Below are 19,135 nucleotides of genomic sequence, written 5' to 3' on the forward strand. Positions count from 1 at the left end.
GCAGTGCTAAAAGATGACGAGCGGGTTTACGGGCCCTGGCGCGATTCTAACGAATTCCCCAAGCGCTGGCATTGGCACTTTATGGATGACGTTTGGCTGTTGCTGTCCGCCGGTTTGATGAGGCTAGGGAAGCAAAATGAGCGATGTGGACGAACACCTCGATCTGACGGAGATCAACGCCGTCCGCAGGTTGTTGACGTCAAAGCCACGACCGGTGGACTGGGACGAACGCCGGGCGCGGCTCGACGAGGTTGGTTCGGTGTGGCCGATTGCGGACGACATCCGATGCGAGGATGCGGTTCTCGACGGCCTTGAGGGAGAGTGGTCGCTAGCGCCTGAGAGTGACAGGGATAAGGTTCTGCTCTTCTTCCACGGTGGTGGCTACTGCTCCGGCTCTCTCCAAAGTCATCGTCGAATGGTCACCGAGGCAGGTCGAGCAATGGGAATGCGCACCCTCGCGATCGACTATCGACGCGCACCGGAACATCCTTTCCCTGCGCAACATGAAGACGCACTTACCGCATGGCGCTTTCTGAGCCGGCAAGGGATCGCGCCGGACCGCATCGTGGTTGGCGGAGACAGTGCGGGCGGCAACCTCACCCTGTGCTTGGTCAATATATTGCGCGCGGCAGGGGAGCGGTTGCCGCGATGTCTTTGGCTGGTCTCGCCCTGGACGGACCTTTCGATGTCCGGCGCGACACTATCAACTAAGGACGCGATCGACCCTATCATCCACCGGGCGTATTTGGAGGAACTGGCCACCGCCTATGTTCCCCATGGCGTTGGTCGGCGCGATCCCCTGATCTCGCCGTTGTTCGCCGATCTGGGCGGATTTCCCCCAATGCTGATACAAGTCGGTTCGGCCGAGGCGCTGTTGTCGGACGCAACTCGGCTCGCGGAAGCCGCTGGCGCGGCTGACGTCAAAGTACGTCTCGAAATTTGGCCGTATATGATTCACGCTTGGCCGGTTTGGAATGCAGGATTGAGTGCCGGTCGCCGCACTCTTCACAGCGCGGGTGTGTTTGTCCGCGAACATTTATAACCCTGGGTGAGGCATCTGCTGGCGCCACTTTCTCGTTCCCAATCGACGAGACGAATGACAGCATTCCGCAGGCTGCACCCGTTGTAGACATCACACTGGGCGGTGGCGGCCTCTACGTCAGCGCGTTTTGGTACCTAACGCTTGGTACCCGCTGGGAACGCCGGGAGGCGATCCATCTCGGCCGTTCTTGTCAGGAAGTGACGGCTCTGAACGCAGGCGTTGCAGGTGCCGTGCCAGACCATAAGGAGCCGATTTATCGTCCGAAGTCTCAAAGACATCGGCTGCGCTGGCGAGGGGGCGGGTGTGGTGTTGAGCAGCGGGGCTATGATGGCCCCTTCCCGCGCCGGCCGCCGCTACAGTGCATAGGGCCATTCGTCCGGCACGAAGCGATAGGCGTCGCCATCGCGCGCCACATGGCCGATGCCGGGGAACGGCAAATGCATGCCGGCGATCAGCATCCGGTCGGCAGCGACCCGGTCGAGGGTCCGCTTGCGCGTTTCGGCAGCCAGCTTGGAATCGACATCGAAGGCGATGCTCCAATCCGGGCGCGCGAACTGGTAGGTCGCCATGTGCACGACATCGCCCCAGATGAACAGCGCCTCACCGTCCGATTCCACGATGAAGCCGGCATGGCCCGGAGTGTGGCCGGGCAGCGGCACGGTGCGGATCGAGCCGAGCGCCTCGCGCTCGCCGTCCACTTGCCGCAGGCGATCCGCATAAGCGGCGGCAGCCTTGCGTGCCCCGATGAAGAACGGCTTTGCTTCGTCCGGCGCCTGGTTCATGTTCGCATCGTCGTGCCAGAAGGCGTAGTCGGCGGCGGTGACGACGAGTTCGGCATTGGGAAACAGCGCCTGGCCGGCGGGAGTCAGCACGCCGTTGATATGGTCGGGATGCATGTGGGTAATCAGCAATGTATCGATCTGGTCCGGAGAGACGCCGGCCGCCTCGATAGCGGCCGGGAGTCGGCCGAGTGACGGGCCCATGCTGTCCGACGTACCGGCGTCGACGAGCACCAGACGGTCGCCCAGATTGATGAGATAGGCATTGACCGGTGCGCGGCGCGGTCCGGGCTTCTGGAAGCTGGCCTCAGCCAGCCGCTCCGCATCGGCCTCAGCGAGCCCGATGACCAGCTCGGAACCAATGTCGATATAGCCATCTAGTAGCGCCGTAACCTGGACCGATCCCACGTTGCTGCGCAGCGCGCCAAGCGTTGCGGCGTCGACCAGCGGCGCTCGGGCCACCGCCGGAACGGATACATTGGCTAGGAGAGTGCCGCCGGTTAGGCCGGCACCGGCGAGAAAATGACGGCGGGAAAGCGGCATTGCATCGTCTCCAGTTTGGGGATCTAGAGCTCCAGGCGGAGCAAGGCGGGTCTATGTCATAGGCTCAGCTTTTTGAACTTGCCGATTCCTTATATGTCTTATTATTCTTGTTTATTAATCACGACGGAGAGTTGCCATCATGGACCGCTTGACCGAGCTGACCAGCTTCGTACGCGCCTGCGATACCGCCAGCTTCTCGGCGGCAGCGCGCGAGTTGGGCTTGAGCCAGCCGGCCGTCAGCCAGCAGATCCGCGCACTGGAAAAGCGTCTAGGGGTCCGGCTCTTTGACCGTACGACTCGCCATGTTTCGCCGACGGAAGCCGGCCGGCGTTATCTGGAGCGTGCCCGCGACATCATCGAGCGCCTCGAGGAGGCGGACCGCAGCGTCGGCTGCCTCGAATCGAAGATGTGCGGACGTCTTGCCGTCGGCGCGCCGGCCAGCTTCGGCGCAGGTGTGCTTGGCAGCTACCTGATCGAGTTCAAGCGCGCCTATCCGGAACTGTTGCTCGACGTGGCGCTGACCGACAGTTTCGTCGATGTGATCGCAGAGGGGCTCGACGTGGCGATCCGTATGGGGACCATCGATGACGACCGGCTGATCGTGCGCAAGCTCGGCGTGATCGGGCGCTGCCTTGCGGCGACGCCAGAGTATCTCGACCGCAGGGGCCGGCCGCGACGCCCGGAAGATCTCGCCGACCATGATTATCTGCTTTACGCCCACATCAGGAAGCGCGATGTCGTGCCGCTCACCGGCCCGGGCGGCGAAAAGGCCGAGGTGCGAATCCGGCCGGCCATGCGCTCCGACAATTCGCTGCTCAATCATCAGGCGTTGCTGTCCGGCGTCGGCATCGGCCTCGGGCACAGGGTGATACTCGATCCGCTCATCGCCGAAGGCTTGCTCGAACATGTGCTGCCGGACTGGCACTATGCGCCGCACCATGTGCATGCGGTCTATCCATCGAACCGCTTCATTCCGTTGAAGGTTAGGCGGTTCGTTGCCGGCTTCGCCGACCACCTCGCCGCGATGGGTGCGTTCATCGATGACAAAAAAGCATGTACATCCAAGGAAACGGCGCCGGCCCAGTGAAGCTGACGTTTGTACGCGCAGGGAAATGGCGGAGACGGGGGAGTCGAGATGTGGCGCGGCGGAGATAGGCGTAGCCCCGCAACCGCGCAGTGAGTAGCTGTCGGGTGGACGGTAGCCGCAAAGCCTGGAGGCGGTCGACCTGACACAGTTGCGGCTGCTGCTCCCGCAGGACACATGAACTGCCCTTCGTGGTCATTCCTCCTGCCGATCGAGAAACCGCTTCACGGCGCCGAGGAACACACCGCGCCCTGCGGCCTCACGGTCGAGATGCACGAAGTGGGTAGCGTCCGGGATGTTCAGGCGTTCCGCTTTTGGTGCTTCGTCCACAATTGCCTTCGCATCCTCCGGTCGGCTCCAGAAATCCCGTCCGGAACGGATGACGAGCACCGGCATGGTGAGCGCCGCCGCCGACAATTGCCGGCGATCGAACGCGAGTTCGAAGCTGTCGGCCATGGCGCCGCTCGGTGACCGGAAACTCGGCGGCTGGCGCGTCGACGCCGTCTCGTCGGAGGCGAGTGCCGCATCACCATAGGCCGCGGCCACCGCGGGATCGCGCCACTGAGCCTTGTCCGCGGCCGGGATGCTGTCGTCCCAGGCGGTGAACAGGCTCGGACGTGTATTCAGCCGATAACCGCCGAACGCATGGACATTGAACGTCCCAGGCCGATCCGGATTTTCGAGCAGCGAGCCGGTGCCAAGAGTGGGATGCTGGTCTGAGCCTCCATACAGGGTGTTGTAGAGGATGAGCCGATCAACCGTCTACGGAAACCGGCTGGCATAGGCGCCGGCCCAATGCCCGCCGGTGGCCCAGCCGACGAGGCTGATCCTCGAAACGTCGCTCCATTTCGCGATGCCGTCGACCGCTGCGGAAATATCCGCCACGACGTCTTCGGTGCGCATCAGGGGAGCGGACTTGTCCGGCGGCCTGTCCATGGCCACAGGACGGCTCGATGCGCCGTAGCCGCGAAGATCCAGGACATAGACAAGGTGCCCGCCCGCCGCGAGGTCGGCGGCAATCGATCCGCCCCGCAACAGGCAGACAAGACGGCGCACCTCCCGGACGAAGAGGCGCTCGCCCGTCGGTAGTTCGACGAACCTGTCGGCCCTGACGAGATCCGGCTCGCCTGCCGGGACTGGAGCCGCAGCCATGATGGCTGCGGCGAGCACAAGGGGAAAGGCGGTGAAATGGGACATGATGATATCTCCGATCGCAATCGCGTTTGGCAAAGATTGCCAGCTATTCGATATCTTATCGATGACGTATTTGAGCGCGTTTGATATCGTCAAGATATGGAACTTCGGCACTTGCGACATTTCCTCGCCGTCGCGGAGGAATTGCATATGGGGCGTGCCGCACTGCGGCTGGCCATGGCGCAGCCTCCGCTTAGTCAATCGATCGGTCGCCTGGAGAAAGAACTCGGCGTCAAACTGTTCGAGCGGGCCAACCGCCGCCTGACCTTGACGCGCGCCGGCGCGGCCTTCGTGGAGGAGGCGCGGGCATCGGTACTGCACGCCGATGCGGCGCTTCACGTCGCCCGCGCAGCGCATGACGGCGAAGCTGGCGAGATCAGGATCGGCTTCGTGTCGGCGGCTCTGTACGAACATCTGCCGCATCTCCTATCCCGGCTTCGCGAGACATATCCGGACATCCATCCAAAGCTCATCGAGGTGTCCACCAATGAGCAGATTGCGGCGCTGTCGCGGAATGAGATCGACATCGGTTTCGTGCATCCACCGCTCGGTACTGACGAACGTCTCGACGTCCATGGCTATCCTGCTGAAGATCTTATCGCGGTTCTGCCTGATGACCGGCACACGCACGGGGTGACGCTGACGGACATCGCCCGCCACGGCCTCATCATGTTTCCGGCTGCACAAGGCCCGGCACTCCACGCCCGCATCATGGACACGTTCACCAAGGCTGGTCTCGAGGTGCGGATCGTCCAGGAGGCAGCGCGGGCACTGATCATGCTCTCGCTCGTAGCCGCCGGCTTTGGAGCGGCGCTGCTGCCACGATCGACCCAGCGCCTTGTGTTTCAGGGCGTCCGCTATGCAGCGATCGCAGACGTATCGCTGCCCGCCTGGCCACTTGCCGTGATCGCGAAACGGCGGCCACGGCCGGCGATTGTCGATAGCGTCTGGAAACTGCTTGAGGCTCGTTCAGACGTGAGTTGACCGCCCGCGACTGGACACGCCCGGCGGCGCGACGCGCTCGATGACATCCGCGCCGGCCGCAACAAGGCAGGTGAGGATTTCAGCGCAACAATCTGACATGGTATGGTTTTCCACGATCCTTTCCTCTAATTGGCGGTTGCGTCATTTGGCATCGTGAAAAACCAGCGCTGCACGCTAAAAGTACTTAAGGCAGGATCGCAGGGAGGCCCGTATGCAAGGCGAAAACAGAAAAGCAGCCCAGTCGGACCTCGACGAAGCCGCCCTCTATTTCCACAAGCACCCACACCCTGGAAAGCTTGAAATCCAGGCGACAAAGCCGCTCGGCAACCAGCGCGACCTGGCGCTTGCCTATTCGCCGGGCGTGGCGGTGCCCTGTCTCGAAATCCGAGACTAGACGGCTGCCGTAAGCTCCTTGCATTGACCCTCATTGCGTCTTACGTTTGGCGCATCGATCAAGTGAGGGTATGATAATGCCCGAGACTGCAACCCTGTCCTCGAAGTTCCAGATATCGATCCCCAAGGCGATCCGGACCGCCCAGCATTGGGAAGCGGGTTTGACCTTGGCCTTCATCCCGAAGGGAACGGGCGTGCTACTCGTCCCTGTGCCGAAGCGGGAAGCGCTGAAGGGGCTGGCGAAGGGCGCTTCGGCGACGGAATATCGCGACCGGTCGGACCGTTTCTGATGGTGCTCGTCGATACCTCGGCTTGGATCGAATGGCTGATAGGCTCTCCGACTGGAGAGCAGGTGGCAGAGCATCTGCCCGAGCGAGCCGACTGGCTCGTTCCGACCATTGTGCAGTTGGAACTCGCAAAATGGCTCACTCGCGAAGTAGGCGAAGACAAAGCCGATCAGACCATCGCCTTTACGCAGGTCTGTACGGTGGTCCCGCTTGACACGGAAATCGCGCTAGCGGCCGCCGAAGCCTGCCGGAAGCACAAATTGGCGACCGCAGATGCGATCATTTTCGCGACCGCTCGGGCGCATGACGCGACGCTCCTGACTTGCGACAAGCATTTCGAGAGCCTGCCAGTCGTCACCCTCATCGAAAAGATTTAGCGCTGACATTGTTGGGCCGCGGGGTGATGTCGGCTCCGGCAGTTCACGACCGAGGGCGTGTGAAAACTCGGCACGTCGGTCAAGACGTAGAATTTTCTCCTCCGCCCAAGCGAACAGAAGCGCGCTCGTATTCGATGCGGCTCGCGCGTGAAGGTCGTTTTCCACCCGTTGCAGACATACAAACTGGGATGTCGGCGTAGCTCGCCGCAGCGCGCCGCCCCGCGTCCAGCATTTCGATGGGACCACGCAGCGGGACGCTATGCGAAGCCAAAGGCCGCACTTTGCGACATATCACCTCTCGAAAAGCCTTGGCTGCATGCTAAGAGACTCAAAACAGCAAACGGACTGGACTGAGGAGCGGCCGGCATGCAAGGCGGAAACAAAAAAGCAGCCCGGTCGGACCTCGACGAAGCCGCACTCTATTTCCACAAGCATCCACGCCCTGGAAAGCTTGAAATCCAGGCAACAAAACCGCTCGGCAACCAGCGCGATCTGGCGCTTGCCTATTCGCCGGGCGTCGCGGCGCCCTGTCTGGAAATCCGCGACAATCCGGCAGCCGCCGCCGACTACACGGCGCGCGCCAATCTGGTTGGTGTCGTCTCCAACGGTACGGCGGTGCTCGGCTTGGGCAATATCGGCCCGCTGGCCTCCAAGCCGGTGATGGAAGGCAAGGCGGTGCTGTTCAAGAAATTCGCCGGCATCGACGTCTTCGACATCGAGATCGACGCGCCTGACATCGAGCGGATGGTCGAGACGATCTCGGCGCTGGAGCCGACCTTCGGCGGCATCAACCTCGAGGACATCAAGGCGCCCGAATGTTTTGAGGTCGAGGAACGGCTGAAGGCCCGCATGGCCATACCGGTCTTCCACGACGATCAGCACGGCACCGCGATCATCGTTGCCGCCGCCGTGCTCAACGGGCTGGAATTTGCCGGCAAGACGATCTCCGACATCAAGATCGTCACCTCCGGCGCCGGGGCAGCGGCCCTCGCCTGCCTCAACTTGCTGGTTTTGCTCGGCGCGCGCATCGAAAACATCTGGGTCACCGACCGTTTCGGCGTCGCCTACAAGGGCCGCGTCGACGAGATGGATCGCTGGAAGGACCCCTATGTGAAGGACACCGAGGCACGCACGCTGGCCGATGTACTGCCGGGCGCCGACGTGTTCCTGGGCCTTTCGGCCGCCGGCGTGCTGAAACCGGAATTGCTCCAGCACATGGCGCCAAAACCGCTGATCCTGGCCTTGGCCAACCCCAACCCCGAGATCATGCCGGAAGCGGCACGGGCGGCGCGACCCGACGCGATGATCTGCACCGGCCGTTCCGATTTTCCCAACCAGGTCAACAACGTACTCTGCTTTCCTTACATTTTCCGTGGCGCGCTGGACTGCGGCGCCAGCGCCATCAACGAAGAGATGAAGATGGCTGCGGTGCGGGCGATCGCAGCCCTTGCCCGCGAGGAACCGTCTGACGTCGCCGCCCGCGCCTATTCCGGCGAAACGCCGATCTTCGGGCCCGATTTCCTGATCCCCTCGCCGTTCGATCCCAGGCTGATCCTGCGCATCGCGCCGGCGGTGGCCAGGGCCGCCTGCGACACCGGCGTCGCGACACGGCCGATCACCGACTTCGCCGCCTATATCGATACGCTCAACCGCTTCGTCTTCCGCTCCGGCCTGGTCATGAAGCCGGTGTTCACGATGGCCAAGACGTCGAGCGCCAAGCGCGTCATCTATGCCGACGGCGAGGACGAGCGCGTGCTGCGCGCCGCCCAGGTGGTGCTGGAGGAAGGCATCGCCGAGCCGATCCTGATCGGCCGCCCGCACGTCATTGAAGTCAGGCTGAAACGCTACGGGCTGCGCATCAAGCCGGGCGTCGATTTCGGCCTGATCAATCCCGAGGACGATCCGCGTTATCGCCACTATGTCGACCTTTTGATCGAACTCGCCGGCCGGCGTGGCGTCACGACGGAGGCCGCGCGCACCATGGTGCGCACCGACAACACGGTGATCGCCGCACTTGCCCTCAAGCGTGGCGACGCCGACGCCATGGTCTGCGGCCTGGAAGGACGGTTCGAGCGGCATTTGCGCAATGTCACCCTGATCATCGGCCCGCGCGCCGGCATCAAGGATCACGACCTGTCGACGCTTTCGATGCTGATCTCGCAGCGCGGCATCATTTTCCTCACCGACACCCATGTCACCGTCGATCCGACCGCCGAGGAGATCGCCGAGATGACGGTGCTGGCGGCCGAGGAAATCCAGCGCTTCGGCATCGAGCCAAAGGCCGCCCTGCTGTCGCATTCGGATTTCGGCTCACGCGACTCGCCAAGCGCGCTCAAGATGCGGCAGGCAGCGGCGATCCTGGCGCGCATCGCGCCGGACCTGCAATGCGACGGCGAGATGCATGCCGACTCGGCTCTGTCGGAGCCGCTGCGCCAGCGGGTCTATCCGCATTCGCGGCTGAAGGGCGAAGCCAATCTGCTGGTCTTCCCCAATCTCGATTCGGCCAACATCACGCTCACTGCGCTGCGCGCGATGATGGACGCGCTGCATGTCGGGCCGATCCTGCTCGGCACCGACAGGCCGGCGCATATATTGACGCCGTCGGTGACGTCACGCGGCGTCGTCAACATGACGGCGCTCGCGGTGGTCGAAGCGGCCCACAAGGCGCAGGCGGTCGTAAGTCTGGGCGAAGCCGGCCTTTCGCGGTAAGATAAATGAACAGTTAACCGCAGACGCGGTAACCTTCGCAACCGACGAGGCAAGCGGAGTTCCGGATGGGCGGGTGGTGGAAGCTGACGCAAGCCGCCGCATCAACTGTCGAGGTTGGCGCTGCCCCTCATCGCCCTGCCCGTCCTCCGCAGCAGCTGCGCTGCAGCTGCGGAGGGTGCACCGGGTACTTCTCCCCGTATGGTGACGGGGAGAAGGGGGCTGGCCGCAGTCTCGGCGCCCTGCCTGCGACGCCGGTGATTGGCGAAACCGGTGACAAAAGCGCCCCTCTCCCCGTCCCTATACGGGGAGAGGATGCCGGCAGGCAGGTGAGGGGCAGCACCAACGCCCGGGGCGAGAAACCGCTAAAACTGACGCGCGCCGCAGCACTGCTCGGTGCCCTGGCATTGTCAGGCTTTGCCGCCACCGAACTGCGGGCCGCCTCCGGTGTTTGCCGGCAGCTGGAAGCCGATCTCGCGGCCGCTTCGCGCGGTGGCGGCACCAAGCCGGCCCTGCTCAGGAAACATGACGATGCAATCGTGCGGCAGCGCCAGCAGATTTCAAAGGCCGTCAGCCAATCCAGCCGCGCCGGCTGCGGCTTTTCGCTGTCGCGCCGCAACGCCAACGCATGCGCCACACTCGACGCCACCATCGATCGCATGGCAGCCAATCTCGACGGCTTGCAAGCCACGCGCGCTGAACTCGCCGGCGACGGCTCGCACCGCAATCGCGCACGCATATTGGCTTCGCTCGACGCCAATGGCTGCCGCGATGATGCGGCGCCGCCAAAGCCGGCACCGAGCCGCGACGCCAGCCGTGGAACCGGCGAGAAAAACTTACTCGACCAGCTTTTGGGCAGCGACGCAATTGAACCCGGCGCGCCCGACCGGCCTGAAGAGCCCGATCAAGCTGTGGGCCCGCGCGACATCCGCAACATGCTCGATAATGCCGATGACATGGGCCAGCCGCACGGCGAATTCCGCACCATGTGCGTGCGCACCTGCGACGGCTATTTCTTCCCGATGTCGAACGCCGCCTCGCTGGGCGATTTCGAGCGCGACCAGAAGAACTGCGATTCGAGTTGCCCCGGCACCGAGATGCAGGTGTTTTATGCGCGCGGCTTTGGCGACGACTCGGGCGGCATGACGTCTTCGGTAACCGGCAGGCCCTACAGCGAGCTGCCGACCGCCTATCTCTACAAGCAGCCCGCGCGTCCGCCGGCCTGCGGCTGCAACGCCGCGCGAAATTTCGAGATCATTGCCGGCAACCCGCCAGGCCCGGAACAGCCTGACCCCGCCGACCCCGCGAGTTTGGCCAATGGCGAAGGCCGGCTCGATCGCGAAGCCATCGAGCCCCGTGCCGCAAAACCCTCGCCGACGACCTTGCCGCCGCCGGAGCAGCGCAAGGTCAGGGTCGTCGGGCCAACGTTCCTTCCCGACCCAGCAGCGGCAACAGATCTGCAAGCTCCGGCCCCGAGGGCTGGCCCGTAAGCGCCAGCCTGAGCGGCGTGAACAGCGCTTTGCCCTTGCGGCCGGTTGCTTCCCTGATCCTGCCGGTCCACTCCATCCAGACCGACCCGTTCCAGGGGTCTTCCGGCAAAAGGTCGAACGCCTGGCGAAGGAACTCGCGGTCGGGGTCGGAAAAGTCCGGCTGCTCCTGCGGGCCGTCGCGAAGTGTGCGCCACCAGATTGCTGCATCGGCCAGCCTGTCGAGATTGCCGCGCACCGCCAGCCAGAAGGGCTCCGCCTGTTCGCCGGAAATGCCGAGCACGATCAGCCGGTCGCGCGCCTCGGAAAACGGCATATGGTGCAGCAGCGTGCGATTGAGCACGAAAAGCTCGTCCGGATCGAATTTGGCCGGGGATTTCGATGTCGCCGCCGGATCGAAGCGCTCGGCAAGCTCAGCCATCGTCTGCACCGCGACGACGTTTTCCGAGGTGCCGACGAGCACCGCCAGCGAGGCGACCGCCATCGGCTCGATGCCGGTCTCGCGCAGGCTTTCGATGGACAGCCCGCCGCTCCGCTTCGACAGGCCCTCGCCCGATGCGGTGGTCAACAGATTGTGGTGGCCGAACACCGGCGGCTCGGCACCCAGCGCCTGGAACAAGGCCAACTGCACGCCGGTATTGGTGACATGATCGTCCCCGCGGATGACATGGCTGATCCCCATCTCGATGTCGTCGACCACCGAAGGCAGAGTATAGAGATAGGTGCCGTCCTCGCGCATCAGAACCGGGTCGGAAAGCGAGGCGAGGTCGACGGTTTCCTCGCCGCGCACCAGATCGTTCCAGTGGATTTCGGTGCGCTCCGGCTGCAGCGGATCGCTGGTGAAATTGGGCAGCAGAAAGCGCCAATGCGGCCGGCGGCCATCGGCCTGGTATTCGGCGACCTGCTCAGCCGTCAGCGTCAGTGCCTCGCGGCCGTAGACCGGCGGCAAGCCGCGCGTGCGGCGCACCTTGCGCCTGAGATCGAGCTCTTCCGGTGTTTCGTAGCAAGCATAGAGAAGGCGCGCCGCCTTCAATTTCTCCACCGCCGCATCGTAAATCTCGAAGCGCCGTGACTGGTATTCCGTAGCGTCGGGAAAGATGCCCAGCCAATGCAGGTCGTAGAGGATGGCGTCGGAGAATTCCTGCGTCGAGCGCGCGACGTCGGTGTCGTCGAAGCGCTGGATGAATCGGCCCTTGTTGTTCATGGCGAACAGCCAGTTGAACAGCGCAGTGCGCGCATTGCCGATATGAATGCGGCCGGTGGGTGATGGGGCGAAACGGACGGTAACTGTCATGAATGGGGCGTACCGGATGGTTTTGCTGTTGACAAGACACGCCCCCGCGCTTGGCCGCAGACATAAGACATGACGAAGGCGATGAAAAGGCGGCAGCGCCGCGCGTTTTAGCGCATCGGCCCGAAAATCGGAACCGATTGCGGAAAGCACGATGCGCAGATTCAAAGTTGTTGGACGCGCGCGGCGCTGCAAGTCGTCAGATCGCCAGCCCCTTGGTCAATTCGAGCGCCTGGCGCTCGAACAGCCGGCGGTAGATGCCGCCTTGCAGCCGGATCAGCTGATCATGCGAGCCCTCCTCGACGATGCGGCCGCGATCGAACACCAGAAGCCTGTCCAGCGCTCGCACCGTCGAAAGCCGGTGCGCGATGACCAGCGTCGTGCGGCCGACCATCAACCGCTCCATCGCCTGCTGGATCAGCACCTCCGATTCCGAATCGAGGCTCGACGTCGCCTCGTCCAGAATGAGGATCCGCGCGTCGGCAAGGAAAGCCCGCGCGATCGCCACCCGCTGGCGCTCGCCGCCCGATAGTTTCACGCCGCGCTCGCCGACCAGCGTGCCATAGCCTTTCGGCAGATCGACGATGAAGTCGTGCGCGCTTGCCAGCCGTGCGGCACGCTCAATCTCGGCCTGCGTCGCGCTCGGCCGGGCATAGGCGATGTTTTCGGCCAGCGACCGGTGGAACAGGATCGGCTCCTGCTGGACGATAGCGATCTGCCCGCGCAGCGACGCCTGCGCCACCCCGGAAATATCCTGGCCGTCGATCAGGATCGTTCCCGCGTTCACGTCGTAAAGCCGCTGGATCAGCTTGACGAAGGTCGTCTTGCCCGAACCCGAATGGCCGACCAGCCCGACGCGCTCGCCCGGCGCGATGTCCACCGAAAAGTCGCGATACAGCGGCAGTCGGTGGCTGCCATAATGGAAGGTGACGTTGTCGAAGCTGATGCGGCCGTCGGTGATGCGGATCGGCCTGACGCCGGGCACATCCTCGATGCCGAGCGGCTCGAACTGGAAGTCGACCAGTTCCTCCATGTCGTTGATCGAGCGCTGCAAATTGCGGATGTGCGTGCCGATATCGCGCAGATAGCCTTGCAGCACGAAGAACGAGGTCAGCACGAAGGTGACATCGCCGGCGCTCGCCTGCCCCCACGCCCACAAAAGCAGCGAAAATCCGATCACCGCTGTTCGCAGAAGCAGCGGCATCGATCCTTGCGTGGTGCCGTTGATGGTGCCGCGCACCCAGGTGCGGCGCGTGCGGGCGCGCCATCTGGCGACGACCTTGGCGAGGCGTGTTTCCTCGCGTTCCTCGGCGCCAAAGCCCTTGACCACGGCGTTGCAGCTCACCGCATCGGCCAGAGAGCCGCCAAGGCGCGTGTCCCAAGCATTGGCAAGCCTTGCCGCGGGCGCGACATAGCCAAGCGACAGCAGCGCCGTCACTGCGATGAACAGCACCGAGCCTGCGGCGACGACAGCACCCATCAGCGGCCAGAACCAGCCGAGCAGCAGCGTCGAGCCGACGAGCATGACGACGGACGGCAGCAGCGCGATCAGGATCGTGTCGTTGAGCAGGTCGAGCGCCCACATGCCCCGGGTTATCTTGCGCACGGTGGATCCGGCGAAGCTGTTGGCGTGCCAGTCGGTGGAGAAACGCTGGACCCGGTGGAAGGCGTCGGCGGCGATATCCGCCATCATCTTCAGGGTCAATTCGACGATGGCCATGAAGGCGAGGTTGCGCAGCACGACACCGGTGAGCGCCAGCGCCACCAGCATCGAAAAGGCCGCCATCGCCGCGTCCCAGGCGACATCGTCGGCCGCAGCACTGCTGGCGACGGCGTCGACCAGCCGGCCGGAATAGAGCGGCGTCAGCACGTCGGCCAAGGTCGACAGCAGGAATGTGCCCATGATGAGCGAAAGCCGCCACGGCTGGCGCCGCCAATGACTGAGCGTGAAGCCAAGGACGCTGCGAAAGGCGCCGGCGCGCAAATCGATCTGAAAACGAGCCATGATGTCATTCGGGCGCAAACGAGCCCGGTCCCGGTAAGGTCGAAATTGAGAAAACCGCGTTGGGCGCGTGAGTGCCCGGGAATGCGGAAGGTTCGGCATATTGGCGGCTCGCCCGAATACGGGCGGCGACCGGCATCGACGAATGCCTGTTGTCAGATTGCCTGGCCGTGAAGCTGAAAAACCTTCCGGCGCGCCCTCTGAGACCTAGGCTTCGCGGCCTCGCATAACGATGTCAAATCCTGGCATTCGGTCCTCCCATTAGAGCGACGTGCGTCCATTCGGACACACAAAGTTCGCTCTAACTTCTTGAATCTGCGCATCGTGCTTTCTGAAAATCGATTTCGATTTTCAGGCCGATGCGTAGGGATCGCGGAAAGGCGTTTATAGAGTCGCGTCAACGCCGCGCCAAGTCAGTGGAAGGCCAAAAGTGCATCTGGTCCAACTGGTGAGGCGATTTTGCAACAATCGCGGGTTGTGCACTTCCTCGCGGCAGCCACTTTCACAGCAGCAAAAAACGGCGATCTATCCGCCGTCCCTGAACCGGTTGGTGATGGGATAACGGCGGTCGCGGCCGAAATTCTTTTTGGTGATCTTCACGCCCGGCGCTGCCTGCCGGCGCTTGTATTCGGCAATGTAGAGCAGGTGCTCGATGCGCGTCACCGTTGCCCGGTCGTGGCCGCGGGCCACGATCTCGTCGACACCCATCTCGTTCTCGACCAGACACTCCAATATGTCGTCCAGCACCGGATAGGGCGGCAGCGAATCCTGATCCGTCTGGTTCTCGCGCAGTTCCGCCGACGGCGCCTTGTCGATGATGTTGTTCGGGATCACCTCGCCGGATGGGCCCAGCGCACCCGGCGGCACATGCGTATTGCGCCAGCGCGCCAGCGCATAGACCTGCATCTTGTAGAGGTCTTTTATCGGGTTGAAGCCGCCATTCATGTCGCCGTAGAGCGTGGCGTAGCCGACCGACATCTCGCTCTTGTTGCCGGTGGTCACCACCATCGAGCCGAACTTGTTGGAGATCGCCATCAAAATGGTGCCGCGCGCGCGGCTCTGCAGGTTTTCTTCGGTGATGCCTTCCTTGGTTCCCTCGAAAAGCTGCGTCAGCGTATGCAGGAATCCCTCGACCGGCTCGAAGATCGGCACGATGTCGTAACGGCAGCCGAGCGCGCGGGCGCAATCCTCGGCGTCTTTGAGCGAGTCCTTCGAGGTGTAGCGGTAAGGCATCATCACGGCGCGCAGCCGCTCCTCGCCGAGCGCATCGACGGCAAGTGCGGCGCAGATCGCCGAATCGATGCCGCCGGAAAGACCGAGCACGACATTCCTGAAACCGTTCTTGTTGACGTAGTCGCGCAGGCCCAGCATGCAGGCGCGGTAATCGGCCTCCTCCTTTTCCGGGATTTTCGACATCGGTCCTTCGGAGTAGACCCAGCCATCAGGACCATTTCCAAGTTGCGCGCCTGCGGCGGCGTTATTTCTATTTTGCGCGCCTGCGGCGGCGCGGTTGCGCTTCCAGGTGGTGACGTTGACCGTTTCCTCGAACTGGCTCATCTGGAAGGCCAGCGTCTTGTCGGCGCCGATGGCAAACGACGCGCCGTCGAAGATCAGTTCGTCCTGGCCGCCAAGCTGATTGGCGTAGATGATCGGCAACCCGCATTCGATGACCTGGCGGATGACAATCTGGTGGCGAACATCGACCTTGCCGCGATAATAGGGCGAGCCGTTCGGCACCAGCAGGATTTCAGCACCGCTTTCGGCCAGCGTCTCGCAGACGCCGACATCGCCCCAAATATCTTCGCAGATCGGAATCCCCAGGCGCACGCCGCGGAAATTGACCGGCCCCTGGATTTCAGGGCCGGCCTGGAAGACGCGCTTCTCGTCGAATTCGCCGTAGTTCGGCAGATCGAGCTTGTAGCGCTCGGCAAGGATCTTGCCGCCATCGGCAAAGATGATCGAATTGTGCGTGCCGCTCTTGCGCTTCAGCGGGGTGCCAATAATGAAGCCAGGCCCGCCATCGGCAGTATCGCCAGCGAAATCCTGCGCCGCCCGCTCGCAGGCCTTCAGGAACGCCGGTTTCAGCACCAGGTCTTCGGGCGGATACCCAGCAAGGAAAAGCTCGGTGAACAGCACGATGTCGGCGCCCTGGCGAGCGGCATCCGCCCTCGCCTCGCGCGCCTTGGCGAGATTGCCGGCGACATCGCCAACCGTTGGATTGAGCTGGGCGACGGCGATGCGCAATATGTCGGAAGCGGTCTTGTCGGTCATGCCTGCTGACTTAGCGCGACAGAATTGGCCGGGCAATGGCGTTTGCTTGGACCACCCCAGACCGAATGACCTAGGTCATTCGTGTCAGACCGTATGACACATGTCATTTCTAAGACCGATCGGACCGCCGGATACCGATCGCGTCCTATTCGCCCATATATTCGCGCAATGCCTGCGGCGAATGGTTTTCGCCGATCGACATCGCCAGGATGCGCGAAATATGCCGGCGCGGCAGCCCGGTGTCCGCCGCCCAGGCATTGATCTGGTTCTGGATCTTGTCGAGATCCCGCTTCGAGGTCGGGTGTTCGGCGATGTCCAGGCCGGCGTCGCGCAGTGCGGCCGCCATGTCGCCTGAGATGATGAAGGCGTCCCACTCCAGCCACCTCAAAAAATACTGGCCGGTATTGCCGCCGAGCCGGCTGCCATGCTTGCCGAGATAGGCCATCAGTCCAACCTGGTCGTCTTCTGGCCAGTCGGCGAGGAACCTGCCAAAGCCGCCGTGCTCCTTCGACACAAGCTCGACGAAAGCCGCGTTGTCGCGAACCGCCTTGATCTTCTGCGGATTGCGCACGATGCGCTCGTCGGCCGTCAGTTCGTGCCAGAAATCGTCAGGCTGGAACAACAGCCGCTTCGGCTCGAAGCCGAGAAAAGCTTGTTCGAAACCCGGCCATTTCTGCTCGATGACGCGCCAGACGAAACCCGCGGCAAAAACACGCTCGGCCATCGTCGACAGGATGCGGTCGTCGCTAATGTCAGCCACCGCGGCATTGTCGGGCATCGGCCCCAGCAGCGACGCCAGCACCGCTTCCCCGCCCTTGCGTTTGGCCGCGCGGGCGCGGATTTTCTGAAAATCCATCATTGTTTCCTCACCCTGTCGCGTCAATCTACCACTTCCCGCGCGAACCGGCAGCCTCTAGGTCTATGCGGACGCTGACGACGGAGGCGACAATGAACAAGACGATCGAAGATCTGGCAAACCGCTGGCTGCGGCGAAGGCCGGATGGCCTAAGCCAGGTCGAGAGCCAGGTGCTGCAAAGCACGCTCGAACGCACCACGATCGCGAAGGACACCAACAAGGCCGTCGCTTTTCACCAGACGTTTGGCGACCGCCTCGCCGATACCATCGCCCGGATCGGCGGTTCGTGGTCCTTCATCCTGGTCTTCATCGCCTTCCTGATCCTGTGGACGTCAGGCAATGCCTGGCTTTTGTCGCGCGACGCCTTCGATCCCTATCCCTTCATCTTCCTCAACCTTATCCTGTCGATGGTCGCTGCACTGCAGGCGCCGGTGATCATGATGGCGCAGAACCGCCAGGCCGAGCGCGACCGCATCGACGCCGCCCACGACTACGAGGTCAATCTCAAGGCCGAGATCGAGATCATGGCGCTGCATGAGAAGCTGGACGAAATGCGCCACAGCCAGATCGTTGGCATGCGCGACGAGATCGCGCAGCTGACCGAACAGGTGAAGCGGATCGACGAGATACTGTCGAAGCAGCGGACGCCTTCATGACGGATGCCATCCACAACCTCATCGAGCAATATGGGCTGATTGCCGTCTTCCTGGGCTGTGTCGCCGAGGGCGAAAGTGCCGCCCTCCTCGGCGGTTTTTTCGCGCATCAGCATGTTTTCGTCCTGTGGCAGGCGTTCCTGGCGGCCGCCATCGGCGCCTTTGCCGGCGACAGCTGTTTCTTTATCCTCGGACGAAGCTTCGCCGACCATCCGTTCGTGGTCAAACTGAAGGGCCGGCCGGGTTTCAGCCACGCCTATCGTCTTGTCTCCACCCATCCCGACATTTTCGTGCTGACGAACCGCTTTATCTATGGCCTGCGCCTTGTCGGCGGCATCGCGGCCGGATTGTCCGGCATCGGCGTGACGCGCTTTGTCATTCTCAACGCCATTTCATCGATGGTCTGGGCCGGATTGTTCACCACCATCGGCTATGTGTTCGGGCTGGGCGCGGAGCGCATCGTCGGCCAGGCGTTGGTCCGTCACGAGCGATTGTTGATCGCCCTGGCGATTGGCCTGGCAGCAGCGATCCTCGCCTGGTTCATCGCTCACACCATTGCCAAGAAGGAGCGCAGCAAGGAGACGTGAGAATCAGCCGATGCCGAGCGCCCGGTCCCCACGATCGAGGATCAGCGGGATGATCAGGTCTTCCTCGTCGGCAAGGTGCCGGGTCAGCATCGCGATCAGCCGGCTGTTCTCGTCGGCATAGGCATCGGCGGCAAAGCGCTGCTTGTCCTCGCTCTCGCTTAGCGTGCGGATGAAGGCGTTTGCCGCCTCGGCATTGCGCTCCAGCCCTTCATGGATCGTATGATGATCGGCATCGAGAATCTCGAAGCCGCGCTTCAGCCGGGTCTCGGCCTTGGCGAAGACCGGGAAATAATGGATATCCTCGACGTTATGGTGGCCGTCGAGATGACCGAGAAAATGGTTGAGGCGCGGCGCGAACCAGCGCGCGAACTCCGGCGCCGTCAGCCGGCCCTCGCGATAGTCGCCAATGCCATTGGTCAGCATGCCGCCGAGCTCGCGGAACATGTCGTGCCGCTGCAGCCACATAGTGGCGATGCCATGGATGTTGGCGTGGCCCTGCCAGACCTCGCGCGGGTATTTTTCAGCAAGCCAGCGCAAATCGTCCGGCAGGCCTGCGCGTTCGAGCAGCAGGGAAACGGCGGTCATCTCGGTCTCCTCAG

Annotated in this window: 15 protein-coding genes and 2 pseudogenes; 10 read left to right on the forward strand and 7 right to left on the reverse strand. The window is 63.1% G+C overall.

Annotation, left to right across the window (positions count from 1 at the left end; translation table 11 throughout):
- Window positions 1–136: 136 nt before the first annotated feature.
- Window positions 137–1,042 carry an alpha/beta hydrolase gene (locus tag AC0L28_RS08905; RefSeq protein ID WP_287228580.1) on the forward strand — a complete coding sequence of 302 codons (906 nt, stop codon included), beginning with the start codon at window positions 137–139 and terminating at the stop codon, window positions 1,040–1,042.
- Between the two features lie 353 nt (window positions 1,043–1,395).
- Here the strand turns inward: AC0L28_RS08905 and AC0L28_RS08910 are convergent, their stop codons facing one another.
- Window positions 1,396–2,364 (reverse strand): MBL fold metallo-hydrolase, encoded by a 969-nt coding sequence (locus tag AC0L28_RS08910; RefSeq protein WP_128172349.1) that lies wholly within the window; start codon window positions 2,362–2,364, stop codon window positions 1,396–1,398.
- A 139-nt stretch (window positions 2,365–2,503) separates the two neighbouring features.
- On the opposite strand from AC0L28_RS08910, the gene AC0L28_RS08915 reads away from it, so the two are divergent.
- Window positions 2,504–3,451 carry a LysR family transcriptional regulator gene (locus tag AC0L28_RS08915; RefSeq protein ID WP_287238088.1) on the forward strand — a complete coding sequence of 316 codons (948 nt, stop codon included), beginning with the start codon at window positions 2,504–2,506 and terminating at the stop codon, window positions 3,449–3,451.
- A gap of 192 nt (window positions 3,452–3,643) precedes the next feature.
- Here AC0L28_RS08915 and AC0L28_RS08920 read toward each other — a convergent pair.
- A pseudogene (locus tag AC0L28_RS08920) lies at window positions 3,644–4,645 on the reverse strand (alpha/beta fold hydrolase).
- Between the two features lie 147 nt (window positions 4,646–4,792).
- Here AC0L28_RS08920 and AC0L28_RS08925 point away from each other — a divergent pair.
- The 6 genes and pseudogenes from AC0L28_RS08925 to AC0L28_RS08950 all read left to right on the forward strand — a co-directional run bounded on the left by AC0L28_RS08925 (window position 4,793) and on the right by AC0L28_RS08950 (window position 10,879).
- Entirely contained in the window at window positions 4,793–5,626 is an 834-nt protein-coding gene (locus AC0L28_RS08925; protein WP_287258015.1) for a LysR family transcriptional regulator, read from the forward strand.
- 211 nt (window positions 5,627–5,837) lie between these two features.
- Window positions 5,838–6,017 (forward strand): annotated as a pseudogene (locus AC0L28_RS08930) (hypothetical protein); the annotation flags it as partial.
- A gap of 73 nt (window positions 6,018–6,090) precedes the next feature.
- Window positions 6,091–6,309 (forward strand): AbrB/MazE/SpoVT family DNA-binding domain-containing protein, encoded by a 219-nt coding sequence (locus AC0L28_RS08935; RefSeq protein WP_268929459.1) that lies wholly within the window; start codon window positions 6,091–6,093, stop codon window positions 6,307–6,309.
- Window positions 6,309–6,683 carry a type II toxin-antitoxin system VapC family toxin gene (locus AC0L28_RS08940; protein WP_023801114.1) on the forward strand — a complete coding sequence of 125 codons (375 nt, stop codon included), beginning with the start codon at window positions 6,309–6,311 and terminating at the stop codon, window positions 6,681–6,683. Before AC0L28_RS08935 ends, AC0L28_RS08940 begins: the two co-directional genes overlap by 1 nt.
- Before the next feature lie 366 nt (window positions 6,684–7,049).
- On the forward strand, window positions 7,050–9,392 hold the full coding sequence (locus AC0L28_RS08945; protein ID WP_473476845.1) for an NADP-dependent malic enzyme: 2,343 nt from the start codon (window positions 7,050–7,052) through the stop codon (window positions 9,390–9,392).
- A gap of 326 nt (window positions 9,393–9,718) precedes the next feature.
- Complete coding sequence (locus AC0L28_RS08950; protein ID WP_473476847.1) at window positions 9,719–10,879, forward strand: DUF2865 domain-containing protein; 1,161 nt, start codon at window positions 9,719–9,721, stop codon at window positions 10,877–10,879.
- Here the strand turns inward: AC0L28_RS08950 and gltX are convergent.
- The 4 genes from gltX to AC0L28_RS08970 form a co-directional block, all read right to left on the reverse strand.
- Window positions 10,797–12,170, reverse strand: a complete 1,374-nt coding sequence (gene gltX / locus AC0L28_RS08955; RefSeq protein WP_128169012.1) for a glutamate--tRNA ligase — start codon at window positions 12,168–12,170, stop codon at window positions 10,797–10,799. The two genes, AC0L28_RS08950 and gltX, sit on opposite strands and share 83 nt — an antisense overlap.
- A gap of 196 nt (window positions 12,171–12,366) precedes the next feature.
- The gene (locus tag AC0L28_RS08960) at window positions 12,367–14,172 is read right to left on the reverse strand and encodes an ABC transporter ATP-binding protein (protein ID WP_473476850.1); all 1,806 of its coding nucleotides are present in this window, start codon (window positions 14,170–14,172) and stop codon (window positions 12,367–12,369) included.
- 522 nt (window positions 14,173–14,694) lie between these two features.
- Window positions 14,695–16,440: an NAD+ synthase gene (locus AC0L28_RS08965; protein WP_473476852.1), complete on the reverse strand. Its 1,746-nt coding sequence runs from the start codon at window positions 16,438–16,440 to the stop codon at window positions 14,695–14,697.
- 145 nt (window positions 16,441–16,585) lie between these two features.
- Window positions 16,586–17,299: a DNA-3-methyladenine glycosylase I gene (locus AC0L28_RS08970; RefSeq protein WP_419693458.1), complete on the reverse strand. Its 714-nt coding sequence runs from the start codon at window positions 17,297–17,299 to the stop codon at window positions 16,586–16,588.
- Window positions 17,300–17,388: 89 nt separating this feature from the next.
- Between AC0L28_RS08970 and AC0L28_RS08975 the strand changes: the two genes are divergently transcribed.
- Both AC0L28_RS08975 and AC0L28_RS08980 read left to right on the forward strand, forming a co-directional pair.
- Window positions 17,389–17,952 carry a DUF1003 domain-containing protein gene (locus tag AC0L28_RS08975; protein ID WP_287378818.1) on the forward strand — a complete coding sequence of 188 codons (564 nt, stop codon included), beginning with the start codon at window positions 17,389–17,391 and terminating at the stop codon, window positions 17,950–17,952.
- Entirely contained in the window at window positions 17,949–18,536 is a 588-nt protein-coding gene (locus AC0L28_RS08980; protein ID WP_287378816.1) for a DedA family protein, read from the forward strand. The genes AC0L28_RS08975 and AC0L28_RS08980 overlap by 4 nt, the downstream gene beginning before the upstream one ends.
- 3 nt (window positions 18,537–18,539) lie before the next feature.
- On the opposite strand, the gene AC0L28_RS08985 is transcribed toward AC0L28_RS08980, so the two are convergent.
- A complete protein-coding gene (locus AC0L28_RS08985; protein ID WP_473476857.1) occupies window positions 18,540–19,121 on the reverse strand; it encodes a hemerythrin domain-containing protein in 582 nt (193 codons plus the stop codon).
- Window positions 19,122–19,135 lie beyond the last annotated feature (14 nt).

This window comes from Mesorhizobium sp. WSM4847, assembly GCF_055811335.1.